Source organism: Ruegeria sp. F12 (assembly GCF_056533885.1).
Genome location: NZ_JBQFOV010000001.1, coordinates 102,045 through 127,406 on the forward strand (window position 1 = coordinate 102,045; position 25,362 = coordinate 127,406).

Here is a 25,362-nt window from a genome sequence, read left to right on the forward strand (position 1 = left end):
TCACATGCCCAAAACGTTGGCAACACCTGCGAAGGCCCCGCTTGTGCTGAGAGCGGAGATCGCTACCGAATAGGCAAGCACCTGAGTGTTAAGGCGAAAATCTTCGCCCCGGATCAGGTTCACAGCGGCCATAGAGGCCGCGATCGGAACAGACACACTGGCCACGGCACCGGTCAATCCCCAACTGGTCAGTCGCAAGATATCACTGGGCTGTTCGTCGTGGTCGAGGGGGTGCGTGTCGTCCCGATCCAAAGGCTGCTCGATAGGTTCTGTCCGAAAAGCGATGCTGAGCAACTGCTCATCCGACAACTGGATCGGCCGGGCTGCCGGGGGCGGCGCCTTTTTTTGTGGCTCGTCCAGTGGGTCTTCCTCAATAGTGTCCAGTTCCGCGAACGGGCCTGAGACTGCCTCGAAAATCTGTTTTCTATTTCGCTTCTTTTTTTTAACGGGGGGCAGAGTGTCAAACGCACTCATGAATTGTTCGATGGTCAGCACGGTGTTGGGCGTCAGCCATTCAACCCGCTGCGTGGCGCAGATGTCGACCATGCGATACAGGACAACCACCAGCATCAGCTCGGAAATCTCGCGGTCGTCCAGAAGCGGTGAGACCGGCGTGATCGTAATGGTCAGCCGGTTTTTCGGCAACGTCACCACGGGCCGTTGCAGCGTCTTCAAACCAGCCGAGCGGTTCATGCGCTCAAACCGGTCTTCAGCCACGGGCACCTGTGTGTCCAGCGTCAGACGCACCAGATATTGATTGCAGACGATGCTGGCTTCGGTCGCGTCACGAATGCTTTTGCGTTCGACCAGATGCCCGTAATCTTCAAGCGTTGCAGAAACAATGGCGCTGAACCGCTCGATCGCGCCATCGGTCTCGCCGTCAAACTGCAAACCACCATGATAGCTGTTCTTCGGAGTCACTGCGCATTCCTTTGTCGCATCCTGTTTGGACTCCAGTCTAGTGAGAGAAATGGGGCAGATTTGGGCGAAAATGGAAAAAAATCACAAATTGCAAAGATTGATTACGGTCTGGAAACCTAGGCAATTTAAGGGCCATTAAATGTCTGTGGCAGGAATGTGGCTGAAATAAGGAGGCGCGTGCCGAGATTGTGGCCAGCCTTAGCCGTCGATTCGCGCGGCCATGATGGCGATGGATTGCTGGTACACGGTGGCAGCATTCCATTGCTGAATGACGGCAAAGTTTGGCTGCCCTTGCTGGTAGCCGCGCCCCGGTTTCCAACCCTTTTTGCGAAGAAAATTCGCGGTCGAGGCCAACGCGTCGGTCATGTTGTAGAAATCCACTTTGCCGTCCCCCGTGGCATCGACCCCATAGTTCAGTGCGTTGCCGGGCAGGAACTGCGTGTGCCCCAATTCGCCATGTTTCGCCCCCCGTGTCGCGGTCGTAATGCTGCCTTGATCCACCAGTTTCAGAGCGCCGATCGCATGGGGAATGAAGAATTCCGACCGGCGGCAATCATAGGCAAGGGTGGTGATTGCCGAAACAACCTGACTGTCGCCCATAAAGCCGCCAAAGCCGGTTTCCATGCCGTGAATGGCGATCAGAACACCTGCTGGAACGCCATATTGCCGCTCGAGCGCCGCGTAGAATTGCGGGTTTCGCGCCTTGCGCTTGCGTCCCTGCGCGACAATCGTGTCGGCGCCGCGAACCTGCATGAATTTGTCCAGCGAATATTTGAAACTCTTCTGGTTGCGATCGGCTGCAATAGTGCGTGTTGCATAGGTCGTCTGGGCGAGTGCCTGGAGGCCTTTCTTCTTTACACCCGCGCGTTTGGCTTGTTTCGCGAAGTCCTTTTTCCACGCCTCAAAATCGGCGCTTGTGTCACCGCAGGGGGCAGCAATCGCAAGAGTTGGAAGGATCAAGGCGAAAAGCAGGGCAAGGCGAAACATGGTGAAAAACCTGATGGACTGAAAAGAACAATTCCCATCTTACGTACCGAGAGCTGTCCCGCAAAGGGGGTCAGTACAGATCCAGTTCTCCGCTTTGCTTGAGGGTTTCGAACCATTCATCCGGAGTTTTGTTGATCCGCGCGTGCTTGACCATCATGGCGTTCATGTTCGGCAGGTTTGACGAATCTGGCCAATCCTGAGGGTTCCACAGGTTTGCGCGGATCACGCATTTGGGGCAATGGGCAAAGACGGTTTGAACTTTGATCAGCAGCGCCAGCTTGGGCGCGCGACCTTGCACAGCCATGGCGTCCAGCAGCTTTGGATCGGCGCAGATTTGGGCCGTTCCGCGCATGCGCAATGTCTCCATCTTGCCAGGCACGATGAAAATCAAACTGACGCGTGGGTCTTTCAGAATGTTGTGGAACGTGTCCACGCGTTTGTTGCCAGGGCGGTCGGGGATGGCGATCAGGGTGTCCGAGAGCACGTGAACAAAACCGCTTGGGTCTCCGCGCGGTGACACATCCAAATGTCCGTCGGGATTGGCAGAGGCAATGATGCAAAACGGCGAGGTTGCAACAAAGTCGCGGCACATCTGATCCAGAGCGGGCAATTCCTTGGCGATGATCTGGGGCAGAGGCGCGCCGGTTATCTGTTCCAATTCTTCGGCGGTGGTCACGAAATGCGTAAACTCGGTGTCCATGGGATCTCCTCCTTGGCAGGCAGTCTGGAAGATCACCCGAAACGAAACAAGGGCGCCCGGTTGGGCGCCCTTGGAAGAATTTTCGTCGGAAATTCTTGGATCAGCAGCTGTAGTACATGCCGTACTCGACCGGGTGCGGTGTGTGCTCGTAGGTTTCGACTTCTTCCATCTTCAGTGCGATGTAGCCGTCGATCTGGTCTTTGGTGAACACGTCGCCCTGCAGCAGGAAGTCGTGATCGGAGGCCAGAGCTTCCAGCGCTTCGCGCAGCGAACCACATACGGTCGGGATGTCGGCCAGTTCTTCGGCCGGCAGATCGTACAGGTTCTTGTCCATGGCTTCGCCCGGATCGATTTTGTTCTTGATGCCGTCCAGACCAGCCATCAGCAGAGCAGCAAACGCCAGGTAGGGGTTCGCGGCTGGGTCGGGGAAGCGAGCCTCGACGCGCTTAGCTTTCGGGCTTTCGGTCCACGGAATACGGACACAACCCGAACGGTTGCGGGCCGAATAGGCGCGTAGAACAGGTGCTTCGAAGCCCGGGATCAGGCGCTTGTAGCTGTTGGTCGACGGGTTGGTGAAGGCGTTCAGGGTCTTGGCGTGCTTCAGGATGCCGCCAATGAAGTAGATCGCTTCATCCGACAGGTCAGCGTATTTGTCGCCAGCGAACAGAGGCTTTCCGTCTTTCCAGATCGACATGTTCACGTGCATACCGGTGCCGTTGTCACCTGCGATCGGCTTCGGCATGAAGGTGGCCGATTTTCCGTAGGCGTGTGCAACATTGTGGATGACGTACTTGTACTTCTGCAGCTCGTCAGCTTGCTTGGTCAGGCTGTCGAAGATCAAGCCCAGCTCGTGCTGACAGGAAGCAACCTCGTGGTGGTGCTTGTCCACTTTCATGCCCAGGCGCTTCATGGTCGACAGCATCTCTGAGCGCAGGTCTTGCGCTTCGTCAACAGGGTTCACGGGGAAGTAGCCGCCCTTGACGCCGGGACGGTGGCCCATGTTGCCCATCTCGTACTCGGTGTCGGTGTTCCACGACGCGTCGGTTGCATCAACTTCGTAAGATACCTTGTTGATGCTGTTAGAGAAACGGACGTCGTCGAACAGGAAGAATTCGGCTTCTGGGCCCATGTAGGCAACGTCACCAATACCCGAAGCTTTCAGGTAGGCTTCGGCTTTCTGGGCGGTGCCGCGCGGGTCACGCTCATAGGCTTCGCCGGTGTCGGGCTCAACGATCGAGCAGTGCAGGCAGATGGTCTTTTCCGCGTAGAACGGATCAACATAGGCACTTTCGGTGTCGGGCATCAGTTTCATGTCCGATGCTTCGATCGATTTCCAGCCAGCGATCGACGAGCCGTCGAACATGAAGCCTTCTTCCAGGAAGTCTTCGTCAACCTGGTCCGACATGATGGTGACGTGCTGAAGCTTGCCGCGCGGGTCGGTGAAGCGGATGTCGACGTATTCTGCGTCTTCATCACGGATCAGCTGAAGAACTGCGTCCTTGCTCATACTCTCTATTCCTCTGATTGGAGTGTTCGATTACAGCGCTTCCGAGCCGGTTTCACCGGTCCGGATGCGAATGGCTTGCTCAACGGGCGACACAAAAATCTTGCCGTCGCCGATCTTGTCGGTCTTAGCGGCCGAAACGATGGCGTCGATGGCAGCATCGACCTGATCGTCGTCCAAAACGACCTCGACTTTTACTTTGGGCAGAAAGTCGACGACATATTCCGCGCCACGATAGAGTTCGGTGTGGCCTTTCTGACGGCCAAAGCCTTTGACCTCAATCACACTGAGACCCTGGACGCCTACGTCCTGCAGCGCCTCTTTTACTTCGTCCAGCTTGAACGGTTTGATGATCGCTTCGATCTTCTTCATACCGGGCTCCCTTTAACTCTTGTCAGGATGGCACTGACCACGTCTAAGATTGGTCGGCAATCGGATTGCGGATTTGCTCTGGTGCAGGTGCAGGGAAAAGAAGTGATAGATTACTTTTTGTTCGACTTGCTCAAAAAGTAATCAGAATTGAATCGAGTTGGGTTTTTGAGATGACAGAATTGCTGACTGCGGCGCAGATGAGGGCCATTGAACAGGCAGCAATTGAGTCTGGTGAAGTCACTGGGCTGGAGTTGATGGAGCGCGCCGGGCAGGGTGTTGTCGAGGCTATTTTTGAGGAATGGCCGGAGTTGAACAGGCGAGGGGCCAGCCCCTCGCGCTCCCCGGGATATTTGCGGCCAGATGAAGAGGATCCGCTGCGCGCTGTGGTGCTGTGCGGGCCAGGGAACAACGGTGGTGACGGGTTTGTTGTAGCGCGGCTTTTGCATGGGTTGGGGTGGGCAGTTGACGTGTTTCTGTATGGAGATGCCGAGAAACTGCCGCCGGATGCACGGGAGAACTATGGGCGGTGGGTGGAGTTGGGGGCTGTTCAGCATTTGAGCAAACAGGGCGCACTTCAAAATGCGGCAAAGCCCGACATCGTCGTGGATTCGGTCTTCGGTACGGGCTTGGCGCGTCCCGTTGAAGGAGAACTAGGGCAGGTCTTGCAGTACTTGGATGCGTGGATTGCGCTAGGGGGCGTTAAAGTTATCGCGGTTGATACCCCGTCTGGGCTTTGTTCTGATAGCGGTAAGTCACTCGGTCCGTTTGCGGTGGCCTCCTTGACGGTCGCATTTCACCTTGCAAAGCGTGGACATTTTCTTGATCGCGGGGCCATCCAATCGGGCCGCTTGATCGTCAAGTCCATCGGGTTGGCGGAGCATTGGAATAGTCAGGCCGAGCGCCCGGTTTTGAAAATGATCGAAGGTGCTCCAAAGCGCGTGTTCAAGGGGCGCGCAGACCACAAATACACCCACGGCCACGCATTTATCCTCACGGGCGGTGCGGCTAAAACCGGCGCTGCGCGATTGGCGGCGCGGGGCGCTTTGCGGATTGGGGCGGGGCTGGTGACGCTTGGGGTGCCAGGTTCGGCTCAGATGGAGGTGGCGGCGCAGGTGACGGCCCTCATGTTGCAGCGGGTTGATGGGCCCCAGGGGCTTGCGGCTGTGCTGGGCGACGAGCGGTTGAATGCGCTCTGCCTTGGGCCGGGAATGGGGTTGGAGCGGGCGCGCGAACTGGTGCCGGTTGTGTTGCAGGCCAAGCGTGCCACCGTGCTGGATGCGGATGCTCTGACGGCGTTTGCAGATGATCCGGCGGCCCTGTTAGGGCAGTTGCACGAGAATTGCGTTCTGACCCCGCATGGGGGCGAGTTTGCGCGGCTCTTCCCGGATATCACCGAAAAGCTGGCGGCGACGCCGACAAAGGGACCGGCTTATTCGAAGGTGGATGCCACGCGAGAGGCGGCCAAGCGTGCCGGGTGTGTGGTGCTTTTCAAGGGGCCGGATACGGTGATTGCGGCGCCGGATGGTAGATGCTCGATCAATGCGGCTTTTTATGACCGTTCTGCCCCTTGGTTGGCAACGGCGGGGTCTGGAGATGTGCTGGCCGGGTTCATCACCGGTTTGCTGGCCCGAAGGTTCGCGCCCATGCAGGCTGCGGAAACTGGGGCGTGGTTGCATGTGGAATGTGCGCGCAGCTTTGGGCCGGGCTTGATTGCCGAGGATTTGCCTGAGCAACTGCCATATGTATTGAAAAACATAGATATATGATTGTATATTCGAAGTGTCGTCAAACGCTGGTTGCTGCACTGGTAATGGCCGTCTGAAGGGTGAAGCTGACCAATCGACAATTGTGTCTGTGCCTTGGGACGAACCAACCTGGAAGCAAAGTCAGGTTTTGCGAGAAGTAAGAATTTAAAAAGAAGTCAGATTTCAAGGACGCGGTGTGAGGTACGTTACGGAAGGCAATAGGCATCAACTTGTGCGTTCAGCGCCCGTCCTAGGCAGGTAGAAGACAAAAAATTGAGCAGCGCCAAAACAGTTTTTCTCATGGTGACTGAAATGACCCAGAATTTTAGAATTCATTCTCTGGCTGCAGTGTTGGCCGTAGCGACTGCCGTTCCGGCAATGGCGCAATTGCGATACGACAATAACAGCGGCGGCTATGTCGAGCTCTACGGCCAGATTCACCCGGTCATCGTCTCGGTAGATGACGGGGAAGAAACGGAAACCCGTTTACTCGACAATGATCTGTCGAACAGCCGTGTGGGGCTTCGCCTGATGCAGCCCTATGGCAGCAACGAGTTCACGTTCTGGTTTGAAACCGGATTGGGGCTGCCCAGCACCGGTTCGGCCAATCAGGACGGCACCAATAATGATGGCTGGTCGCGCGAAGATATTCGCCACGTCGATTTCGCCCTGAAAGGCAGCTATGGCAAATTCTCGGCAGGGCAGGGCAGCATGGCGTCCGATGGCGCGGCCGAGGTTGATCTGTCCTATGTTGGCACTGTGCTGTATTCGTTCACCAATGACGAGAACGGTGCCTTTTTCTATCGCCAGCCCGACGGGATACTGAGCGACATCACGGTTGGAGATTCCGCCGACAACTTTGACGGGGCGCGGCGCGGGCGTATCCGTTATGACACGCCTAGTTACAATGGGTTCTCGGGCGCTATCGCCTATGGTCAGAATATTTTGTCCAGCAGTGACGACGACGATTATTACGATATTGCAGTATCTTACGGAAACACCTTCACAAATGGGATCGAGTTTGCGGCCACAATCGCCTATGCGGTGCGCGACTTTGATGATGGGTCAGGTGAACGTCGGGATACGATCGGATCGGCCTCGGTGCTGCTGCCGAGCGGGTTCAGTTTCACAGCGGCTCTGGGGACGCGGGACAATACCTCTGACGGGGCTAGCGATCCGGATTATTGGTACACAAAGATCGCCTATGAGACCGATTGGGTGTCTTGGGGGCAAACCGGTATCGGGATCGACTATTTCGACGGATCCGATTTCCAGAATGAAGGATCAAGCACCAAATCCTGGGGCATCGCGGTTGTGCAGCGGATCGACAGCATCAACACGGATGCATATCTGAAATACCGCCGCCACGATTTTGACGATATGGTCGATTTCGACGAGAACGAAGCCTGGGCTCTGGGCGCGCGCTGGCGGTTCTGAGACGACAGTTGCAGCCAACAACAAACGCTCCGGCCCAGTCCGGGGCGTTTTTTCTTCAAATCCGCGGCAAAACAAGGCTGATCGGGCAGTTGCCCCTTGCACGTTGGGGGCAGGGCAAATAGAAGGCCTCAAATTTGCCCGGCGCGCCGTTTTGCGCGCCCCGAATCCTATGGGGACTACCATAATGCAGGTTACCGAGACGCTGAACGAAGGTCTGAAACGCGGTTACAATATTGTCGTTTCCGCAACTGAGCTGGACGACAAAGTGAATGAAAAACTGGTCGAGGCACAGCCGGAAATCGAAATGAAAGGTTTCCGCAAAGGCAAAGTGCCGATGGCGCTGCTGAAAAAGCAGTTCGGCCAGCGCCTGCTGGGTGAAGCGATGCAGGAAAGCATCGACGGTGCGATGAATAAGCACTTTGAGGATAGCGGTGACCGTCCTGCGCTGCAGCCCGAGGTCAAGATGACCAACGAGGACTGGAAAGAAGGCGACGACGTCCATGTCGAGATGTCCTATGAGGCGCTGCCTGCCATTCCTGAAGTTGACCTGAAATCGGTCGAACTGGAAAAGCTGGTCGTCAAAGCCGACGACGCGGCGATCGAAGAAGCGTTGAACAACCTGGCTGAAACCGCGCAGGATTTCAAAGCGCGCCGTAAAGGTTCGAAAGCCAAGGACGGTGATCAGGTCGTGATCGACTTCGTTGGCAAAGTAGACGGCGAAGAATTCGAAGGCGGTTCGGCCGAGGACTACCCGCTGGTTCTGGGCTCGAATAGCTTCATCCCCGGCTTTGAAGAACAGCTGGTTGGTGTGAAAGCCGAAGAGGAAAAAGACGTCAACGTCACTTTCCCGACCGAATACGGTGCCGAGCATCTGGCCGGTAAGGAAGCTGTTTTCACCTGCACCGTCAAAGAAGTGAAAGAGCCTGTCGCCGCCGAGATCAACGACGAGTTGGCCACCAAATTCGGTGCCGAAGATCTGGATGCGCTGAAGGGTCAGATTTCGGAGCGTCTTGAAGCCGAATATAACGGCGCATCGCGGGCCGTGATGAAGCGCGCTCTGCTGGACGTGCTGGATGAGAAGGTGTCGTTCGACCTGCCGCCGTCGCTGGTAGAAGCTGAAGCCAAGCAAATCGCGCACCAGCTGTGGCACGAGGAAAACCCCGATGTCGAAGGCCACGATCACGACCCGATCGAGCCCACCGACGAGCACAACAAACTGGCCGAGCGCCGCGTGCGTCTGGGTCTGCTGTTGGCGGAGCTGGGCCAGAAGGCCGAGGTTGAAGTCACCGATGCCGAGATGACACAGGCGATCATGAATCAGGCGCGTCAGTACCCTGGTCAAGAACGTCAGTTCTTTGAGTTCGTGCAGCAGAATGCCCAGATGCAGCAGCAACTGCGCGCGCCGATCTTCGAGGACAAAGTCATCGACTATATCGTCGAGCTGGCTCAGGTTGCTGACAAGGAAGTCAGCAAAGACGACTTGCAAAAAGCCGTTGAGGCGCTGGACGAGGAATAATCCCTTGTCGCCCGCGTAGCCGGGCAAAAGAATACGGAGCCGCCTGATAAAGGCGGCTCCGACTAAGTGGCTCTAACTTCTGAGGTGAGGGGGTCAGGCCCCATGAGCTAGAGCACGGGGGGAACGCATCAGGGCTATCTTCTGCTCGGGTGTGAACTTGTCCGAGAGTTCTTCTATCAAGCGCAATACGGCATTGACCTCTTCCTGGGTGGTTGCGGCGCTCATTTGTTCTACGAAGTATTTTTCCATTTGACTCAGTGGCTTGTGATCGAAGTTTGCGGGTTTGGGTTGTGGTTTGACGTTGGACTTGGCGAAAAGCTGGAGCGCTTGTTCGTCGGTCAGAAACACGTCATGGGCGATGCCAGCATAGTCGCGAATTCCTGAAATACGCTCGTCCGAGCAATCCATGAGGGCGGCCATCGCCACCACTTTCCCCATGGGTTTCGCGGTGCCCAGATAGTCATAAGGCGCGTTCCCGGATCGTTGCAGGACGCGGTTCATCACCGGGTCGATAACAGCGATCGAGTCCAGCACTCCGGCTGTCTTGGCGTATTCGAACGAACCGATCATGACCTCGCTGGTGACATAGGAGACCGAATTCTCACCCCTCCCGCGCCCCAACTTTTTAGTGTCGACACAAAACCGGGTTGCCTCCCAAATCTGGGCGCTGCGCACAGGCGGCTCGCCATCCAGGATCGCGTTAAACACATCGGCCAGCATATGAGGCCCTGTGGTCTGCAGCAGACGCATACAGCCAACGACGTTCCCCTCGTCGTTCAGACTGACCACGTGTGCAGGATTGAGCGTATCGAACCTGTCGATCTCTCGCCCGTCCTGGATGGTTACGTCCCATCCCAAGCGGTCGCCGAAGACCCGTGCGCGCAGTTGATACATCTCATCCAAGATGTCTTTGAATTTGTGTTGGTTCATCCCATCAATCACGATGATCATGTTCCATCCCCCTACAGATTGGTTACCGTGAACAGAGGATTAACAAAGTTGTGATCTGAGACTATTAGGGGATTCCCGTAGAATTTTAGTTTTTTTGTTAACCGGGAGCTATCAGGCCGAGACTAACGGCCCGTCCGATCGCCTGCGGCGTGGTCAATGCGCCTAGTTTTTCCCGCCCTGACCGCATATGCACTTCGACGGTCCGGTGCGAGATGGACAGGATATCACCGATATCCTGCTGAGATTTACCCACGGCCGCCCATTGAAGGATCTCTTTCTCGCGCGTTGACAGGGCAGGTAGGTATAGTGCTTTGCCCAACAAACCCGACTGCATGACCGTGTCATGGGCGTGTACGGCGGCAAGTTGCAGGTCCCCCATCACGTGCCGCTTGAGCTTGTCCCATTCGTCGTCCGAGCAGTCACGCGTTACGTTCAGCAGCCCGCATTCGCCGTAAGGGCCGCGCACCGGAACCGAAAGGCCTCGGGTCGTGATGCCAAAGTCATGGGCGTCCCGAAACACGGTGTGGAACTTGTCATCATGGTTAAAGCGACCCCAGTCTACGGGGGCGATACTGAGCACGGATTGATACAAAGTCGGGTCAAATTTATGAAAACCCTGCGTACCATAGTGAATCTTCCATTCGTCAGGATAGTTCGCGTAGCCTTGAACATCTCCCTTAACGGGGTTGAATGTCGCATAGGATGCGTAATCAAAGCCAAGCTCGGAACAAACCGCGTCAATTATGTCAGCGGCTGACTTTTCCTCGTGGTCGATAGCGGCCAAGTCGATCAGCTTCAACTTTTCAACCTTTACGGAGGTTAACCTCGGTTCAGAGGTTAACGGCGTTAATGTTCAGTAAATCTTACGAGGCGTAAGGCAGCGCGCAAGCAGTTTGTTCACATGTGTAGTGTTATTATCCGCCATTCGCGACGTCATAACGCATTAATACAAGGTTTTCGGCAGCCTCGGACGGCTATTCGGGAACCAACCCTGTTTCAACCAACAATCCGCGTGCTTTTGCCTCGGGCCAGTAGCCTTTGGCATAGAGAAAGATCGCGCGTTGCTGATCGCCGTCGGACAGCAGCCATGCGCCGCGCAGGTACTTGCCGGCAAATTCCAAATTGGTGTCGGCGTCGAGGAGCCCCTGCGGATCGCCCTGGTAGCCCATGGACCGTGCAGTGGCCGGAAGGATTTGCAGCAGCCCGTAATAGGGTCGGTTCACGGCCCAGGGGCGATGCGTACTTTCGCGAATAGCCAGTTTGTGCACCAGCTCGCGCGGCAATTCGTAGTGATCGGCCCATTTATTGATCGATGCCCGCAGCTCGGGCGTTTCGTTCGGGTAAAGCGGGGGATCAAAGGCCGCACGCGTCGGTGTGTCGGGGGTGCCGCAAGCCACCAGCGGCGCGGCAAGAAGAAGGGCTAAGACACTGCGGCGCGGGATCTGAGTCATCAAGGGCTCCGGAATTTTGGACTAAATACTAGGAAACTTGTCTCTGGCCGCAAGGGTAGCTGGAAATTCAGGCTGAATTATGCCGCCCAGTTCGTGCATGAAAAAAGGCCGCCCAAAATGGCGCGGCCTTTTCGAAGTTCGCAGGTTGAAGGTTACGCTTTCGCGTCGTCTTCTTCCGCAGCCGGTGCTTCTTCGGCAATCAGGTCTTCGTCGTCAGACGCGGCGGAACCGATATCGTCGAACAGCTCGGCGATTTCGAATTCTGCGGCGGCTTCTTCTTCAGCGGCCAGTTCCTGGATCGATTTACCCGAAGCTTGCAGTTCGGCTTCTTCTTCCGAACGGGCGACGTTCATCTTGATTTCAACTTCGACCTCGGGGTGCAGTTTGACTGCCAGCGAATGCAGACCCAGCTCCTTGATCGGTGCGATCAGGGCGATCTGTTTCTTGTCGACGGTGAAGCCAGCTTCGGTCGCGGCCTCTGCAGCGTCACGCGGAGTGACCGAGCCGTACAGAGCACCGGCATCCGACGCCGAGCGAATCACGATGAACTGCTGACCGTCCAGCTTTTCAGCCAGTGCTTCAGCTTCTTTCTTGGTTTCCAGGTTGTGCGCTTCAAGCTGCGCCTTGCGGGCTTCGAACGAGGCGATGTTCGACTCGGATGCGCTCAGAGCTTTGCCTTGGGGCAGCAGGAAGTTGCGGGCGTAGCCGGGCTTGACGTCAACGACGTCGCCCATCTGACCCAGTTTCGCAACGCGTTCCAGCAGGATAACTTGCATATCAGTCTCTCCTTACTTCACGGCGTAGGGCAGCAGGGCGAGGAAGCGGGCGCGCTTGATAGCACGGGCCAGTTCACGCTGCTTTTTCGCCGAAACGGCGGTGATGCGCGAGGGAACGATCTTGCCACGCTCAGAGATGTAGCGCTGCAGCAGACGAGTGTCTTTATAGTCGATCTTCGGCGCGTTCTCGCCCGAGAACGGGCAGACCTTGCGGCGGCGGAAAAATGGTTTTGCGGCCATGGTTTGGTGTCCTTTCGTCAGGCGTTGATCAGCGGCGCTCGCGGCGGCCTTCGCGCTCATCGCGCTTCTGCATCTGGACCGAAGGGCCCTCGGCATGCTCGTCGACCTTGATGGTCAGAACACGCATGACGTCTTCATGCAGGCGCATCAGGCGCTCCATTTCCTGAACCGCGCCAGCAGGCGAGTCGGTTTTCAGGAAGGCATAGTGGCCTTTGCGGTTCTTGTTGATCTTGTAAGCCATCGTCTTGACGCCCCAGTACTCGCTTTCGACGACGCTGCCGCCGTTGTCAGCCAGAACAGTGCCGAAATGTTCGACAAGGCTTTCTGCCTGCGCGTTGGACAGATCCTGACGCGCGATCATTACATGCTCATACAGTGGCATGTGCACTCCTGTTTATATCAAGGCGCATTTCATAGGCGGGGCCGTTTGGTCCTTCGCGACCCTGCCACGAGAGGCTGCGCGATTCATGTGATTAGCGAAGGATGGCCCCGTATACACGTTTATGGCGGCGGGGCAAGACCTGACACACGTGCCTTGGTGAAGTCCTGCTATTTCCTTTGCACCGCCCAATTCCTGACGCTTTTCAAGTCGATCTTGAATTTCATACCGGGGACAGACCGGACACACCGGACCCACGACGGCAACCTGAGAAACAGGGTGAGAGAAATGACCGCGATGAATACGAATACACTTGAACAGTCGGCGACCGGCGCGCGTTTTGAGAAATCCGTTCCAGTACTGATCACATTCGCTCCGAACTGGAAAGTGCGCATGATTTTGGCGCGCATGGTTGGTGCCTTTCTGATCGTGATGTCCTTTTCCATGTGGCTGGCACCGGGTTCGGCCATGGCCGCCGAAGTTTGGCCGATCAAGATGGCAGCGTCGCTTGCTTTCCTGATCGTTGGTGTCAGTCTGCTGACCATTCAGCTGCTGGACTCGCGTCCCGATGCCTATTTTGACCCGATCCGTCGCGAAGTCCGCGTTCTGCAAAAGAACGAAAACGGCCGCCCGCAAACGGTTCTGCGCCGCAGCTATGACACGCTAGGCGGTGCCAAATTCAGCGATGATCAGGTCGAACTGTTTGATGTCGATGGCAGCCTGCTGATGAAGCTGCCCCTGCAGTCGGCGGATGTCAGCCGAGCGCTCAAGGGTCAATTGAGTGGAAGTGTAACAATCTTCGCCTGAATTTTATTCTGTTCATATAGGAACAGAAGTTGTGAGCGAATAAAGCTTGTGTGCCGCCCCTTGGCGGCACATTTTCGTTACCGAGCAACCCAACAGGTTTGCATCCACAACATTGCGGAGTTTGTCATGAAACCCATCCTTCTTGCTGCTGCACTGGCCGTGTCGGCGACTTCGGCGTTTGCAAGTGCCGAGAAATACGTTCTGGACCCAAGCCACAGCCAGGTCATTTTCAACTATAACCACCTTGGTTTTTCGACCACCTATGGCATGTTCTCGGGCTTTGAAGGCGAGATCCTGTTCGACAAGGAAAACCCGGCTGCGTCCAGCGTGACGGTTTCGATGCCCGTTATCGAGATGTTCACGGGCTGGAAACCGCGCGAAGATCACTTCATGACCGAAGACTTTTTCGGTGCCGCTGAAGGCGATCTTGTCACCTTCACGTCTACCAGCATCGAAGTGACAGGCGAGAACACCGCCAATATCACCGGCGATTTGACCATGAATGGTGTAACCAAATCGGTCGTACTGGACGCCAAGCTGAACCAGGCGGGTGAGCATCCGATGGCAGGCAAGCCGTGGGCTGGCTTCGACGCGACGACCACTCTGATCCGCAGCGATTTCGATCTGGGCCAGTTCGCACCCTTCGTGGGTGACGAGGTTAATGTTCAGATCTCGGTCGAGGCGCAGAAAGCCGAGTAAATAAGGCTACTATTCTAGAATCGAAACCGCCGGAGCTTTTTGCCCCGGCGGTTTTCGTTTGTTCGCCGCTATTCACCGCGCGTAGCAGTCAGCTCGACGCTTACAGTGACTGCGAAGCCCAGTGAAGCTTCGGTGGGTTGCGATGTGCCCACATCGAAATCCATGCGGTTCAACTCCAATTCACCAGAAACCGTCGCGGTGTCGCCTTGCAAATCCAAAGTGAACGGCAGCACAACGTCCAAGGACTTGTCGCGGATGGTCAAGGGGCCGCGTGCCTCATACCCGGTTTCGGTTTTGAATAGATCTGCCTTAAACAGCGCCGTGGGATATTGTGCGCTGTCGAAAAAATCCGCGCCCATAGCTTGATCACTGACCGTGCCTAGGCTGAGCGACGGGATTGAGATCGTCACCTCGACCGAACCGGCCAAGCCGGGCTCGGCGGGCTCATCAAAGGCTATGGCGGCCGTCCAGTCCTGGAAGCTACCGGTGACTGGGCTACCCAGCTGGTTGATGGTAAGGCCCAGAGTTCCTTCCTGAACCTGCCAGTCCGATTGGACTTCGGCCAGTGCCGTGGCTTCGCCCTGAGCGTAAGAGTGATGGCTGAACGCGCCGATGCCCCAGCCGCCGATCAAAACCGCACCCCAGACGACGAGCGCGGCAAGCGCGGGTGTCTTCGAATGGTGTTGGGCCGGGGGCTCGGGGGCCTGGGCTGAGCCAGGCAGCATACGCCGCAATGTGCTGTCTTTGTCGATGACGTGGTGTTTCAGCGCCCCGGCAATATGCAGCACAAGCGCGCCACCTAGGGTCCAGACGAACAGCCAGTGCAGGCTGGCGGTGAATTCGGCCAGATGCTGGGATTTGGGGACTAGCGGCAGGTTTTGACCAAAGGGCCAAAGGATCGGCGCGAACCCTTCGGCTGCGGCGTGGTGTATCCAGCCGGTCAGCGGTGCCAGCACCAACGAGCCGTAAAGCAGCCAATGCACGGTTTCGGCAGCAAAGGCCTCGGGCTTATTGTCGGCGTTCAGTAGGCCGGGTTTGGTTTGGGTCAGGGCCCAGAGAATGCGAGCAAGGGCTACGAAAAAGACGGCAACGCCCAATGTTTTGTGCAGTGAGAATAGGCGCGCCGCGCGGGTGATGTCATCCTCGGTCGTCGGGATGTTCGGGTCATAAATGGCCTGCGCCAGATCATTGGCGAAATAGCCCAGCGGAAAGGCGGTGAAGATCAGCAGGGCGGTCAGCCAGTGGAAGGTCTTGGTGACGCTGCCATAGCTGGAAAACGTGTTGGTCGAGGGCATCGGGTGCTCCGGCGAAAAGATGGTTGGGTTCAACCTATCGCCGTGAGGGCAGGACTCAAGGGCGCAGGGCGCACAGATACGGTGCCTTTGTGCAGAGATCAGGCAATGCTTGTGCCGCGCGATCACACAGTTTACACCCCGCCGCAACCTAACGTCATCCAAGAGGTTGCAATGACACGCGCATTTGTTTTCCCGGGGCAGGGCGCCCAGACCATCGGAATGGGCAAAGCTCTGGCCGAGGCTTACCCCGCTGCTCAGGCGGTGTTCGACGAAGTGGACGAAGCCCTGGGCGAAAAGCTGAGCGGCCTGATTTGGGACGGCGATATTGCTGAATTGACCCTGACCCAAAACGCACAACCTGCGTTGATGGCAACGTCAATGGCGGCAATGAGGGCGCTGGAGGCCGAGGGCGTCTCAGTCACCGATGCAGCCTTTGTGGCCGGGCATTCGCTGGGGGAATATTCCGCGCTGGCCGCTGCTGGTGCGCTGTCGGTTGCAGATACTGCGCGTCTTCTGCGCACCCGTGGCCAGGCTATGCAAAGCGCCGTGCCGGTGGGCGAAGGTGCGATGGCGGCGATCCTTGGGCTGGACCTTGATGCAGTGCGCGCCGTGGCGGATGAGGCCGCGAAGGGTGAGGTTTGTCAGGCGGCAAACGACAATGACCCGACGCAGGTTGTGGTCTCGGGCGCGAAGGCTGCTGTGGAACGTGCGGCCGAGATTGCCAAGGAAAAGGGCGCCAAGCGGGCCGTCATGCTGCCTGTCAGCGCGCCTTTCCATTGTGCGCTGATGCAGCCTGCTGCCGACGTGATGGCCGAAGCTTTGGCAGGGGTTGAAATCAAAGCGCCTGCCGTGCCGCTGATTGCCAATGTACGCGCCGAAGCAGTCAGTGACCCCGATCTGATCCGACAGTTGCTGGTCGAGCAGGTCACCGGCTCGGTCCGCTGGCGCGAAAGCGTGCAGTATATGGCCGCGCAGGGCGTGACCGAGACGTGGGAGATCGGGGCAGGGAAAGCTCTGTCCGGGATGATCCGCAAAATCGACCGTTCGATCGCGGGTAAAGCTGTCGGCACGCCGGATGACGTGCAGAATGTGACACAAGCCGAATCGTAAGACACCGCGCGCCGCGTGGCGCGTAGCAAAAGGACAAGAGAATGTTTGATTTGACAGGTAAGAACGCACTGATCACCGGTGCCTCGGGCGGGATCGGTGGTGAGATCGCGCGCTCTCTGCACGCTGCCGGTGCTACGGTGGCGCTGTCCGGCACACGGATTGAACCGCTTGAGGCGCTGGCCGCTGAGTTGGGCGACCGTGCCCACGTGCTGCCCTGTAACCTGAGCGACCCTGAGGCTGTGGCCGCACTGCCCAAGCAGGCGGCGGATGCGATGGGGTCAGTCGATATTCTGGTCAACAACGCGGGTATCACCCGCGACAACCTGTTCATGCGTATGTCGGATGACGAATGGCAGAGCGTAATCGACGTCAACATGACCTCGACCGCGAAACTTTGCAAAGGCGTGCTGCGCGGCATGATGAAGGCGCGTTGGGGTCGGATCATCAACATCTCGTCTGTGGTGGGCGCGACGGGCAACCCCGGTCAGGCGAATTATGCGGCGTCCAAAGCGGGGATGGTCGGGATGACCAAGTCGCTGGCATACGAGGTTGCAAGTCGCGGAATCACGGCCAATGCGGTGGCTCCGGGCTTTATCACTACGGCGATGACCGACAAGCTGACCGACGATCAGAAGGCGGGCATTCTGGGTCAGGTCCCGGCCGGACGTATGGGGGATGCATCGGAAATTGCTGCGGCAGTTCTGTACCTTGCCAGCCCCGAGGCCGGATATGTGACCGGAACCACCTTGCATGTAAACGGCGGTATGGCCATGTTGTGACCACCTGTCGGGGCAGGCGCGAAAGCGTTTGCCTTGGGCGTTGTCTGTGCTATAGGCGGCGCATCAATTCGGGGGTCGGCCATAGGGTCGGCCTTCTAGTTTCCCGGCAATCGGGAACCCAAACCGCCCAGACGGGCACATCAAGGCCAGCCTGAGCGGGCAAGGGCAGAACCGGGCACTATGCCCTGAAATGGAATGAGGAATAGACATGAGCGACGTCGCAGATCGCGTTAAGAAGATCGTTGTTGAGCACCTGGGTGTTGAAGAAGACAAAGTAGCGGAAAACGCTTCCTTCATCGACGATCTGGGCGCAGACAGCCTGGACACCGTTGAGCTGGTTATGGCCTTCGAAGAAGAGTTCGGCATCGAGATCCCTGATGACGCAGCCGAGACCATCCAGACCTTTGGCGACGCCGTCAAATTCATATCTGAAGCGTCCTAAGACCTTCGAAATCTTATGAAAGCGGCGCTTCCGGGCAACGGAGGCGCCGTTTTTTGTTGCCTGACGCGTATTCAGGCTTGTCAGATGTACATTTCGCACGCACGCTTTCAGCTGAGGCAAAAATTTCAGAGCGGGCAGGGCATGATACGATCCACCCCGATGATAAACACGGCACGCTTGACGCTTTGCGCCATGCGGCCTGAGGATTTCAACCGGTTCGCCGAGATCTGGCGTAACCCGTGTGTCGTGCGGCATATTGGCGGCAAACCGCGATCGCGTGGCGAAGCGTGGGATTCGTTTTTGCGCAATGCCGGGCATTGGCAGATGGCCGGGTTTGGTCAGTGGGCGGTGATTCAGCAATCGAATCGGCAGATGATCGGGCAGGCCGGCTTTTTCTATGGCAACCGTGCGTTGGGCGAGGATTTCGACAGTTTTCCCGAGGCAGGTTGGGTTCTGGCCCCCGAGGCTCAGGGACAGGGCATGGGCCTTGAGGCCGCTCAGGCCGCGCATGAATGGTTTGACCGCATCATGCCGGGGCCATTGGTTGCAATGATAAATTCCGAAAATGAGACTTCGCAAAGATTGGCGGAAAAACTGGGGTACCAGCCTCTGCGCGACTGCGATTATCAAGGAACGTCGGTCAAATTGCTGCGCCGGACAGGTCCACCGACACGTCACTGATCCCCGTGCTGCGATGCCGCAAAATGCCCGTGGTTTGCCGAAACTGGTTGCCGCACGGGTAATTTCTTCGGCTATGATACTGGGGTATAGCACAAGGATTGAGCGGAGGATCAGGCTCATGAGGATTTACCCAACGATGGAATTGCAGAACGGCCGGTGCGTCACACTGGACAAGGGCCGCCTGGACGAAGCTATGATCTGGCATGTGAACCCTGCCGAAACAGCCCGTAGCTGGGCTGCCGCAGGGGCGGAATGGATGCACCTGACGGACTTCGACGCCATCGAAGGGCGTGATACTAATGCGGAACTGGTCGAAGAGATCATCCGCTCGGCCGAGATCCCGGTGCAGTTGGCGGGCGGCATGCGCACCCGTGAGCAGGTCGAACATTGGATCGACAAGGGCGCGGGTCGGATCGTCATCGGTACATTGGCCGCCTGGGACCCTAATCTGGTTAAAGAGCTGGCAAAGCTGTATCCGGACCAGATCGTTCTGGCGGTCGATATCTGGCAAGGTCACGTGATGACCGAAGGTTGGCGCAGTCAAAGCGCATTTACCGCCGAAGCTTATATCGAAGCCTTCGCCGATACTCCGTTTGCCGCAATTCTGGTGACAGATATCGACAGCGACATGGAAGATGTCGAGGCGCAGTTGGGTTTGATCTCGGGGGTTGCCGAGAAATCGCGCACGCCTGTCATCGCCAGCGGTGTTGTACGCACGGCCGACGATATCTCGCGCCTGGCCTATATCCCCAATATTTCGGGAGCGATTGTCGGGCGGGCGTTGTTCCGCAAGACGCTGGAGCTGTCGGATGCACTGGCTGTGGCCTCGACCGCACATGAGCCGGTGGCCGAATTCCAGTAAAATCGGTTCCATCATGAATTTGCCGCCCTCTCAAACGACCTGAGGGGGCGGTTTTTGTTTTTCGGTGTCTGTGCAACGCACATGATGATAACTGGTTCTGGGCTGAATGCGCCCTTGCTCTTGCCCCCGGCCCCTACGCCGGGGTATGAGCGTTTCTTAAACACGAAGCAGGCAAGAGGCATTTCATGCGCAGAGTCGTTGTAACCGGTCTGGGATTGGTCACTCCGTTGGCCAGCGGGGTCGAGGAAACCTGGTCGCGGCTGTTGGACGGAGAATCCGGTGCGGGCCCGATCACTCAGTTTGATGCCGAAGGCAGTGGGGTCACGACGACCTATGCCTGCGAGGTTCCACGCGGTGATGGCACGAACGGAACGTTCAACCCCGACGATTGGATGTCGCCGAAAGAACAGCGCAAGATTGAGGACTTTATCCTGTACTCGATTGCGGCTGCCGATATGGCCTGCGAAGATGCTGGCTGGATGCCCGAAGACGAAGAAGCGCGCTTGAGCACAGGTGTTCTGATAGGCTCGGGTATTGGTGGGCTTGGGTCTATCGCGGATACCGCGAATCTGATCCGTGACAAGGGCCCGCGCCGTGTTTCGCCCTTCTTTATTCCTGGCGCGCTGATCAATCTGGCCTCGGGTCAGGTGTCGATCCGTCGCGGGTTCAAAGGGCCGAACCATTCGGTCGTGACTGCTTGTTCGACCGGTGCTCATGCAATTGGCGATGCAAGCCGTATCATTCGTGCAGGTGATGCGGATGTCATGGTTGCGGGCGGCGGCGAAGGCTGCATCTGTGAGATTGGAATTGCCGGGTTCAACGCGTGCAAGGCATTGTCGACCAAATATGCCGATGATCCCAAGAAAGCCAGCCGCCCTTATGACATCGACCGCGACGGCTTCGTCATGGGCGAAGGTGCGGGCATTGTCGTGCTGGAAGAATACGAACACGCCAAGGCGCGGGGCGCGAAGATTTACGCCGAGGTGCTGGGCTATGGCATGTCCGGTGACGCCTATCACATCACCGCACCGTCCGAGGATGGTGACGGGGCCGAGCGCTCGATGAAAGCCGCGCTACGCAGCGCCGGGCTGGAGCCGAAAGATCTGGACTATATCAACGCGCATGGCACCTCGACCATGGCGGATACGATCGAACTGGGCGCGGTCGAACGCCTGCTGGGCGATCACGCGGCGAATGCGACCATGACCTCGACCAAATCGGCGACCGGCCACCTGCTGGGCGCGGCGGGCGCGATCGAGGCGATCTTCTCGATCCTGGCAATCCGCGATCAGGTTGCACCGCCTACGATCAACCTAGATAACCCGGCTGTCGAGACGCCGATTGACTTGGCCCCCAACGCCAAGCGCGAGCGTGAGATCAACGTGGCGCTGTCGAACTCGTTCGGGTTCGGTGGCACCAATGCCAGCGTGATCTTCGGAAAGGTCAGTTAAATGTGGCGGGCCCTTGCATCGAACATGCTGACCGTTTTGGTGGTTGGCTTGTTCCTGATGGGTGGTCTGATCTTGTGGGGGCAATCCCGTTACAAAAACGCGGGCCCGCTTGAAACTGCGATCTGTCTTCAGGTCCAGCGCGGTTCGAACATGGGTGCGGTCAGCCAACAGCTGCAGGAGCAAGGCGCCATCACCAGCGCCGTGCTGTTTCGGATGGCGGCAGACTACACCGACAAGGCGCCGCAGCTTAAGGCTGGCAGCTTTCTGGTGCGCGAAGGTGCGTCGATGGAACAGATCATAGATGAGATCACCAGCAGCGGTGCCAGCACCTGCGGGTCAGAGATCGAATATCGCATCGGCGTCACCCGAATTCAGACCCGCGTGCGCGAGCTGAACCCGGCGACGCTGGATTTTGATGAGATTGCGACTTTTGATGTGACCTCGGACGAGGTGCCTGCCGCCTATGTCGAGAAACGCGAAGATGCGGATACGCGCTATCGTGTTTCGGTGGCCGAGGGTGTGACCTCGTGGCAGGTGGTCGAAGGGCTGAAGCAGATCGACGCGTTGACGGGCGAGGTGGCTGAGATACCCGCCGAGGGGATGTTGGCGCCTGACAGCTACGACATCGCGCGCGGAGCCGACCGGACGGCCGTGCTGAGGGGGATGCAGGACAAGCAGCAACTTCGGATCAACGCGATCTGGGAAAGCCGTCAGGATGATCTGCCGATCTCGAACCCCGAAGAGATGTTGATCCTGGCTTCGATCATCGAAAAGGAAACCGGCGTCCCGCATGAGCGTGGGCAAGTGGCCAGCGTCTTCGTGAACCGGTTGGAGCGGGGTATGAAACTGCAAACGGACCCGACGGTTATCTATGGCGTGACCGAGGGCAAGGGCACGCTGGGGCGTGGCTTGCGCCGCAGTGAACTGCGGCGCGCAACACCTTGGAATACCTATGTGATTGACGGTCTGCCACCGACCCCGATTGCCAATCCGGGGCTGGCCAGTCTTGAGGCCGCCGTGGCACCGGAGGAGACAAACTTTGTGTTCTTCGTCGCGGATGGAACAGGTGGGCACGCTTTTGCCGAAACGCTGGACGAGCACAATCGAAACGTCGCCAAGTGGCGCGAGATTGAGGCCGAGAGAAACAGTTCGGGCAACTAAGAAAAAAAGGACCGCGTCGAAATCGCGGCCCTTTCTTTTTTACGCAGCGGGGCGTCTGCGCGGACGCCGCCGTTTAGACGCCGAAGGCTTGGAAGATGTGTTGCCCCCCTGTGGCCTACGCGCCCGAAAACCGCCCTGTTTGCGCGGCTTTTTGGGCTCGGCGAATTCGGGCATGGTGCCGCTGGCGACCGGAATGTCGATCTTCATCAGCTTCTGGATCTGCTTCAACTGGTCCAACTCGTCCGGGGCACAGAAGGCGATGCCTTCGCCCTCGCGTCCCGCGCGGGCTGTACGACCAATGCGGTGGACATAGTTATCGGGCACCTCGGGCAGGTCATAGTTGATCACATAGGCTACGCCGGGGATGTCGATGCCACGCGCGGCAACGTCCGTCGCGACGAGGATGTTGATCTCGCCAGCGCGGAACGCCTTGATGGCGCGATCCCGCTGACCTTGGCTTTTGTTGCCGTGGATCGAGGCCGCGTTGAAGCCATCCCGAACGAGGTCCTTCATCAACCGCTCGGCCCCGTGTTTGGTGCGGGAGAAGACCAGCGTCAGAGCGTCCAAGTCGGCCGAGAGGATTTCACGCAACTTGCGGGGCTTGTCCGCGCGGGACAGGAAGTGCACGGACTGAGTGATCTTGTCCGCCGCCTTGCCAGGAGGCGACACCTGTATGCGCTGTGGGTTGGTGAGGTAGGACTGGCTTAGCTCCTCCATCTGCTTGGGCATAGTGGCCGAGAACAGCATCGTCTGGCGCGGCGTGCCCAAAGCGGGCGCGATTTTGCGGAGCGCGTGGATAAAGCCCATGTCCAGCATTTGATCAGCCTCGTCCAGCACCAGATGGCGCACAGAACCAAGATCGACGGCTCCACGCTCCATCAGGTCGATCAGTCGTCCCGGGGTGGCGACCAAAATATCGGTGCCGCGCGATAGGAAAGAAATCTGCTTGCCGATTGATTGCCCACCAACAACGGTGGCGACGCGTAGTTTTGTCTTTTGCGTGAGGGTACGCAGGCTGTCAGCGATTTGGTTCACCAGTTCGCGCGTCGGGGCAAGGATCAGCGCCTTGACTGTCTTGGGGGCAGGTTTGGCCGGTTGCGCCAGAAGGTGATCAATCAGCGGCAGACCAAAGGCCAGCGTTTTACCAGTGCCGGTCTGGGCCAGCCCAAGAATGTCATGTCCATTCAGCGCCATTGGGATGGCCTGGTTTTGGATCGGTGTGGGTTGAGTAAAGTTTGCCCGTTTCAGGGCGTCATTCAAAGCCGGGGCAAGGCCCAGCATGTCGAAGTCGAACACGTAATAATCCTTTGATATCCGCAACTTTGCGCGCGGACGCGTGTGACCGCGCAAAAGCGCGGCAGGCAGGGTTTAGCGAGACCTCGGGACGCACAGGCGTATCCTGCGCCATCCGGCCATCGCATCAAGAACCCTGCGTGAAGGGGAACCAGGAGAGATATGGTGCGCCGTGGGGGCAAAGGCCCGGATGCTCACGCGGCGGCGCTGATGGACGGCACATGAGCGTTGGCGCGGGCATTGTCAAGTATTTGTCTGATGGACTGGCGGTCGGAGTTCTAAATTCTGCTGGCGTTCTCAATCAGTTTGAGCCATCGATTTCCGAGTGGCGGTTCAGCGCGTCGTAACATTGCGAGGCGAAGTTTGGGGTTGGGAATGACGGGAAGTGCACAGCAGGGCCATAGCCTCAAGCTCGCCAGTGGTGCCCTGGTTCTTGGCGGTATGATGTGGGGACTGTACTGGATCCCTGTCCGCTACTTCGTGGATCAGGGGTTGGAAGGGGCTTGGCCGGGGATCGTGATGTATTCGGCAGCGCTGCTTTTCCTTTTGCCGCTTTTGTGGCGCGACCGTCATGGTTTGGCACGGCGCTGGCAGGATTTGATGTTCAGCGGCATGTTCACGGGTGCGGCCTTTGGTCTGTTCACGATCAGTCTGGTCTATACGGATGTCGTTCGAGCCATCCTGCTGTTTTACCTGACGCCGGTTTGGGGCACGATCTTAGGCCGGGTTTTTCTAGGCGAGCATCTGACCAGAACTCGCGTTTTGGGGTTGATATGTGGCTTAGGCGGCATGGCGATCGTCCTTGGCAGCGGTCAGGGGATCCCTTGGCCCAGCAATGTCGGAGATTGGGCGGCGCTGGTATCCGGCATGGCTTGGGCGGTGGGCACGCTGGGTTTGTATCGCTCCTCGGGCATTTCGGTTCCGGGGCAGGTTTTTGCGTTTATTGCCGGGGCTCTGATGCTGTCGCTGATCAGCCTGGTGTTCAGCGCGGGCGGAGTGCAAGAGCAAAGCGCGATTGTCGGTGTGCTGCCCATTGCGATACTGTCGGTGCTGTACACTCTGCCAATGATCTTTCTGACGATCTGGCCCGCGACCTTACTGACACCGGCTCGGGTGGGGTTGTTATTGATGAGCGAGGTTGTGGTCGGCCTGATTTCGGCTGCTGTATTTTCGGGCGAGCCCTTTGGACTGCGCGAGGCCACGGGGGCAGTGCTGATTGTGAGTGCCGCTGTGCTGGAGATCGCTCGGGGTTGAGCGAGTTTACCGCTGGATAGACAGATCAAACGCCAACAGTCTTAACAGGCAGTGCGGTTCCTGTTGCATGGGTGTTGCGCAACATATTGACTTTGCGTGCTTTTTGTCGTATTGATTGTGTCATGCTAGAAGAAATGAGCAACGGCCGCGGGGCAACCCGGCGGTCGTTTTTTCGTTTCTCTCGTGCGGAGAAAACTCACGCATGAGGTCACAGGCACACATGACTTTAATTACCCCGGAAGAGCGGATGTCCCAGACGGCGGAACTGTTGCAGTCGCTGGAAACATCTATTCGCGGTTTGCGCCAAGCAGCAGAAGAACTGCGCAGGCAAATCGGAACCGGGGAGGATGCAGATCTTGCCGGAACGGCAAAACAACTGGGTCAGTTAGAGGGGCTGATCCGAAGTTGTCAGAAAGTGGAGACAAGCTTTGTCGAACAACATTACAGACAAGCCGGAATTGCCCAAGGGGGATACGCGCTCGACCTTGAGCGCGCTCGATTTGAAATCGGGTGCAGGCTGGCTCGCCTCCGCCGATGCTGCGGTGAGGG

At 57.7% G+C, this 25,362-nt stretch carries 26 protein-coding genes; 13 read left to right on the forward strand and 13 right to left on the reverse strand.

Features of this window, described 5'->3' with window-relative positions:
• The 5 genes from ACR0CA_RS00535 to ACR0CA_RS00555 all read right to left on the reverse strand — a co-directional run bounded on the left by ACR0CA_RS00535 (position 1) and on the right by ACR0CA_RS00555 (position 4,484).
• Positions 1 to 921 carry a hypothetical protein gene (locus tag ACR0CA_RS00535; RefSeq protein ID WP_331252086.1) on the reverse strand — a complete coding sequence of 307 codons (921 nt, stop codon included), beginning with the start codon at positions 919 to 921 and terminating at the stop codon, positions 1 to 3.
• Between the two features lie 198 nt (positions 922 to 1,119).
• Complete coding sequence (locus ACR0CA_RS00540; protein WP_170770463.1) at positions 1,120 to 1,908, reverse strand: lytic murein transglycosylase; 789 nt, start codon at positions 1,906 to 1,908, stop codon at positions 1,120 to 1,122.
• 70 nt (positions 1,909 to 1,978) lie between these two features.
• The gene (locus ACR0CA_RS00545) at positions 1,979 to 2,608 is read right to left on the reverse strand and encodes an MSMEG_1061 family FMN-dependent PPOX-type flavoprotein (RefSeq protein ID WP_480897156.1); all 630 of its coding nucleotides are present in this window, start codon (positions 2,606 to 2,608) and stop codon (positions 1,979 to 1,981) included.
• A 100-nt stretch (positions 2,609 to 2,708) separates the two neighbouring features.
• Positions 2,709 to 4,115, reverse strand: coding sequence for a type I glutamate--ammonia ligase (gene glnA / locus ACR0CA_RS00550; RefSeq protein ID WP_170354533.1), 1,407 nt, complete (start codon positions 4,113 to 4,115; stop codon positions 2,709 to 2,711).
• A 30-nt stretch (positions 4,116 to 4,145) separates the two neighbouring features.
• Positions 4,146 to 4,484, reverse strand: coding sequence for a P-II family nitrogen regulator (locus ACR0CA_RS00555; protein ID WP_170354532.1), 339 nt, complete (start codon positions 4,482 to 4,484; stop codon positions 4,146 to 4,148).
• Between the two features lie 170 nt (positions 4,485 to 4,654).
• On the opposite strand from ACR0CA_RS00555, the gene ACR0CA_RS00560 reads away from it, so the two are divergent.
• The 3 genes from ACR0CA_RS00560 (at position 4,655) to tig (ending at position 9,182) form a co-directional block, all read left to right on the forward strand.
• Positions 4,655 to 6,250, forward strand: a complete 1,596-nt coding sequence (locus ACR0CA_RS00560) for an NAD(P)H-hydrate dehydratase (protein WP_480897157.1) — start codon at positions 4,655 to 4,657, stop codon at positions 6,248 to 6,250.
• Between the two features lie 291 nt (positions 6,251 to 6,541).
• Entirely contained in the window at positions 6,542 to 7,666 is a 1,125-nt protein-coding gene (locus tag ACR0CA_RS00565) for a porin (RefSeq protein ID WP_480897158.1), read from the forward strand.
• Positions 7,667 to 7,850: 184 nt separating this feature from the next.
• Positions 7,851 to 9,182: a trigger factor gene (gene tig / locus ACR0CA_RS00570; RefSeq protein WP_170788826.1), complete on the forward strand. Its 1,332-nt coding sequence runs from the start codon at positions 7,851 to 7,853 to the stop codon at positions 9,180 to 9,182.
• A 93-nt stretch (positions 9,183 to 9,275) separates the two neighbouring features.
• Here the strand turns inward: tig and ACR0CA_RS00575 are convergent, their stop codons facing one another.
• From ACR0CA_RS00575 to rpsF, 6 genes are all read right to left on the reverse strand, one after another.
• A complete protein-coding gene (locus ACR0CA_RS00575) occupies positions 9,276 to 10,133 on the reverse strand; it encodes an acyl-homoserine-lactone synthase (protein ID WP_480897159.1) in 858 nt (285 codons plus the stop codon).
• Between the two features lie 97 nt (positions 10,134 to 10,230).
• On the reverse strand, positions 10,231 to 10,932 hold the full coding sequence (locus ACR0CA_RS00580) for a LuxR family transcriptional regulator (protein WP_170782633.1): 702 nt from the start codon (positions 10,930 to 10,932) through the stop codon (positions 10,231 to 10,233).
• Positions 10,933 to 11,107: 175 nt separating this feature from the next.
• Positions 11,108 to 11,584: a transglycosylase SLT domain-containing protein gene (locus tag ACR0CA_RS00585; RefSeq protein WP_170770479.1), complete on the reverse strand. Its 477-nt coding sequence runs from the start codon at positions 11,582 to 11,584 to the stop codon at positions 11,108 to 11,110.
• A 152-nt stretch (positions 11,585 to 11,736) separates the two neighbouring features.
• Positions 11,737 to 12,360, reverse strand: coding sequence for a 50S ribosomal protein L9 (gene rplI, locus ACR0CA_RS00590; RefSeq protein ID WP_170782632.1), 624 nt, complete (start codon positions 12,358 to 12,360; stop codon positions 11,737 to 11,739).
• 12 nt (positions 12,361 to 12,372) lie between these two features.
• Positions 12,373 to 12,600 carry a 30S ribosomal protein S18 gene (gene rpsR, locus ACR0CA_RS00595; RefSeq protein WP_005608650.1) on the reverse strand — a complete coding sequence of 76 codons (228 nt, stop codon included), beginning with the start codon at positions 12,598 to 12,600 and terminating at the stop codon, positions 12,373 to 12,375.
• 28 nt (positions 12,601 to 12,628) lie between these two features.
• Complete coding sequence (gene rpsF / locus ACR0CA_RS00600; RefSeq protein WP_480694082.1) at positions 12,629 to 12,982, reverse strand: 30S ribosomal protein S6; 354 nt, start codon at positions 12,980 to 12,982, stop codon at positions 12,629 to 12,631.
• Between the two features lie 285 nt (positions 12,983 to 13,267).
• Here rpsF and ACR0CA_RS00605 point away from each other — a divergent pair, with 285 nt between their 5' ends.
• Together ACR0CA_RS00605 and ACR0CA_RS00610 are read left to right on the forward strand one after the other, a co-directional pair.
• Positions 13,268 to 13,786: a hypothetical protein gene (locus tag ACR0CA_RS00605; RefSeq protein ID WP_480897160.1), complete on the forward strand. Its 519-nt coding sequence runs from the start codon at positions 13,268 to 13,270 to the stop codon at positions 13,784 to 13,786.
• Between the two features lie 126 nt (positions 13,787 to 13,912).
• On the forward strand, positions 13,913 to 14,485 hold the full coding sequence (locus ACR0CA_RS00610; protein ID WP_170770485.1) for a YceI family protein: 573 nt from the start codon (positions 13,913 to 13,915) through the stop codon (positions 14,483 to 14,485).
• A 68-nt stretch (positions 14,486 to 14,553) separates the two neighbouring features.
• On the opposite strand, the gene ACR0CA_RS00615 is transcribed toward ACR0CA_RS00610, so the two are convergent.
• Positions 14,554 to 15,780, reverse strand: a complete 1,227-nt coding sequence (locus tag ACR0CA_RS00615; RefSeq protein WP_480897161.1) for a cytochrome b/b6 domain-containing protein — start codon at positions 15,778 to 15,780, stop codon at positions 14,554 to 14,556.
• Positions 15,781 to 15,951: 171 nt separating this feature from the next.
• Between ACR0CA_RS00615 and fabD the strand changes: the two genes are divergently transcribed.
• The 7 genes from fabD (at position 15,952) to mltG (ending at position 22,266) form a co-directional block, all read left to right on the forward strand.
• Positions 15,952 to 16,890: an ACP S-malonyltransferase gene (gene fabD / locus ACR0CA_RS00620; RefSeq protein WP_480897162.1), complete on the forward strand. Its 939-nt coding sequence runs from the start codon at positions 15,952 to 15,954 to the stop codon at positions 16,888 to 16,890.
• 41 nt (positions 16,891 to 16,931) lie between these two features.
• Positions 16,932 to 17,669, forward strand: a complete 738-nt coding sequence (fabG, locus tag ACR0CA_RS00625) for a 3-oxoacyl-[acyl-carrier-protein] reductase (RefSeq protein ID WP_170782629.1) — start codon at positions 16,932 to 16,934, stop codon at positions 17,667 to 17,669.
• A 208-nt stretch (positions 17,670 to 17,877) separates the two neighbouring features.
• A complete protein-coding gene (locus ACR0CA_RS00630; RefSeq protein ID WP_008756330.1) occupies positions 17,878 to 18,111 on the forward strand; it encodes an acyl carrier protein in 234 nt (77 codons plus the stop codon).
• A gap of 141 nt (positions 18,112 to 18,252) precedes the next feature.
• Positions 18,253 to 18,792 (forward strand): GNAT family N-acetyltransferase, encoded by a 540-nt coding sequence (locus ACR0CA_RS00635; protein ID WP_170782628.1) that lies wholly within the window; start codon positions 18,253 to 18,255, stop codon positions 18,790 to 18,792.
• A gap of 118 nt (positions 18,793 to 18,910) precedes the next feature.
• Positions 18,911 to 19,654 (forward strand): 1-(5-phosphoribosyl)-5-[(5-phosphoribosylamino)methylideneamino]imidazole-4-carboxamide isomerase, encoded by a 744-nt coding sequence (locus ACR0CA_RS00640; RefSeq protein ID WP_170770496.1) that lies wholly within the window; start codon positions 18,911 to 18,913, stop codon positions 19,652 to 19,654.
• A 185-nt stretch (positions 19,655 to 19,839) separates the two neighbouring features.
• The gene (gene fabF, locus ACR0CA_RS00645; RefSeq protein ID WP_170770498.1) at positions 19,840 to 21,105 is read left to right on the forward strand and encodes a beta-ketoacyl-ACP synthase II; all 1,266 of its coding nucleotides are present in this window, start codon (positions 19,840 to 19,842) and stop codon (positions 21,103 to 21,105) included.
• A complete protein-coding gene (gene mltG / locus ACR0CA_RS00650) occupies positions 21,106 to 22,266 on the forward strand; it encodes an endolytic transglycosylase MltG (RefSeq protein WP_170770500.1) in 1,161 nt (386 codons plus the stop codon).
• 39 nt (positions 22,267 to 22,305) lie between these two features.
• Here the strand turns inward: mltG and ACR0CA_RS00655 are convergent, their stop codons facing one another.
• Positions 22,306 to 23,562 carry a DEAD/DEAH box helicase gene (locus tag ACR0CA_RS00655; RefSeq protein ID WP_170782625.1) on the reverse strand — a complete coding sequence of 419 codons (1,257 nt, stop codon included), beginning with the start codon at positions 23,560 to 23,562 and terminating at the stop codon, positions 22,306 to 22,308.
• A gap of 372 nt (positions 23,563 to 23,934) precedes the next feature.
• Here ACR0CA_RS00655 and ACR0CA_RS00660 point away from each other — a divergent pair, with 372 nt between their 5' ends.
• The gene (locus ACR0CA_RS00660; RefSeq protein ID WP_170770504.1) at positions 23,935 to 24,813 is read left to right on the forward strand and encodes a DMT family transporter; all 879 of its coding nucleotides are present in this window, start codon (positions 23,935 to 23,937) and stop codon (positions 24,811 to 24,813) included.
• Positions 24,814 to 25,362 lie beyond the last annotated feature (549 nt).

Coding starts and splice junctions, on each gene's coding strand:
- ACR0CA_RS00540 (WP_170770463.1), bottom strand. CDS start 1,908: ATGTTTCGCCTTGCCCTGCTTTTCGCCTTGATCCTTCCAACTCTTGCG.
- ACR0CA_RS00545 (WP_480897156.1), bottom strand. CDS start 2,608: ATGGACACCGAGTTTACGCATTTCGTGACCACCGCCGAAGAATTGGAA.
- glnA (WP_170354533.1), bottom strand. CDS start 4,115: ATGAGCAAGGACGCAGTTCTTCAGCTGATCCGTGATGAAGACGCAGAA.
- ACR0CA_RS00555 (WP_170354532.1), bottom strand. CDS start 4,484: ATGAAGAAGATCGAAGCGATCATCAAACCGTTCAAGCTGGACGAAGTA.
- ACR0CA_RS00560 (WP_480897157.1), top strand. CDS start 4,655: ATGACAGAATTGCTGACTGCGGCGCAGATGAGGGCCATTGAACAGGCA.
- ACR0CA_RS00565 (WP_480897158.1), top strand. CDS start 6,542: ATGACCCAGAATTTTAGAATTCATTCTCTGGCTGCAGTGTTGGCCGTA.
- tig (WP_170788826.1), top strand. CDS start 7,851: ATGCAGGTTACCGAGACGCTGAACGAAGGTCTGAAACGCGGTTACAAT.
- ACR0CA_RS00575 (WP_480897159.1), bottom strand. CDS start 10,133: ATGATCATCGTGATTGATGGGATGAACCAACACAAATTCAAAGACATC.
- ACR0CA_RS00585 (WP_170770479.1), bottom strand. CDS start 11,584: ATGACTCAGATCCCGCGCCGCAGTGTCTTAGCCCTTCTTCTTGCCGCG.
- rplI (WP_170782632.1), bottom strand. CDS start 12,360: ATGCAAGTTATCCTGCTGGAACGCGTTGCGAAACTGGGTCAGATGGGC.
- rpsR (WP_005608650.1), bottom strand. CDS start 12,600: ATGGCCGCAAAACCATTTTTCCGCCGCCGCAAGGTCTGCCCGTTCTCG.
- rpsF (WP_480694082.1), bottom strand. CDS start 12,982: ATGCCACTGTATGAGCATGTAATGATCGCGCGTCAGGATCTGTCCAAC.
- ACR0CA_RS00605 (WP_480897160.1), top strand. CDS start 13,268: ATGACCGCGATGAATACGAATACACTTGAACAGTCGGCGACCGGCGCG.
- ACR0CA_RS00610 (WP_170770485.1), top strand. CDS start 13,913: ATGAAACCCATCCTTCTTGCTGCTGCACTGGCCGTGTCGGCGACTTCG.
- ACR0CA_RS00615 (WP_480897161.1), bottom strand. CDS start 15,780: ATGCCCTCGACCAACACGTTTTCCAGCTATGGCAGCGTCACCAAGACC.
- fabD (WP_480897162.1), top strand. CDS start 15,952: ATGACACGCGCATTTGTTTTCCCGGGGCAGGGCGCCCAGACCATCGGA.
- fabG (WP_170782629.1), top strand. CDS start 16,932: ATGTTTGATTTGACAGGTAAGAACGCACTGATCACCGGTGCCTCGGGC.
- ACR0CA_RS00630 (WP_008756330.1), top strand. CDS start 17,878: ATGAGCGACGTCGCAGATCGCGTTAAGAAGATCGTTGTTGAGCACCTG.
- ACR0CA_RS00635 (WP_170782628.1), top strand. CDS start 18,253: ATGATACGATCCACCCCGATGATAAACACGGCACGCTTGACGCTTTGC.
- ACR0CA_RS00640 (WP_170770496.1), top strand. CDS start 18,911: ATGAGGATTTACCCAACGATGGAATTGCAGAACGGCCGGTGCGTCACA.
- fabF (WP_170770498.1), top strand. CDS start 19,840: ATGCGCAGAGTCGTTGTAACCGGTCTGGGATTGGTCACTCCGTTGGCC.
- mltG (WP_170770500.1), top strand. CDS start 21,106: ATGTGGCGGGCCCTTGCATCGAACATGCTGACCGTTTTGGTGGTTGGC.
- ACR0CA_RS00660 (WP_170770504.1), top strand. CDS start 23,935: ATGACGGGAAGTGCACAGCAGGGCCATAGCCTCAAGCTCGCCAGTGGT.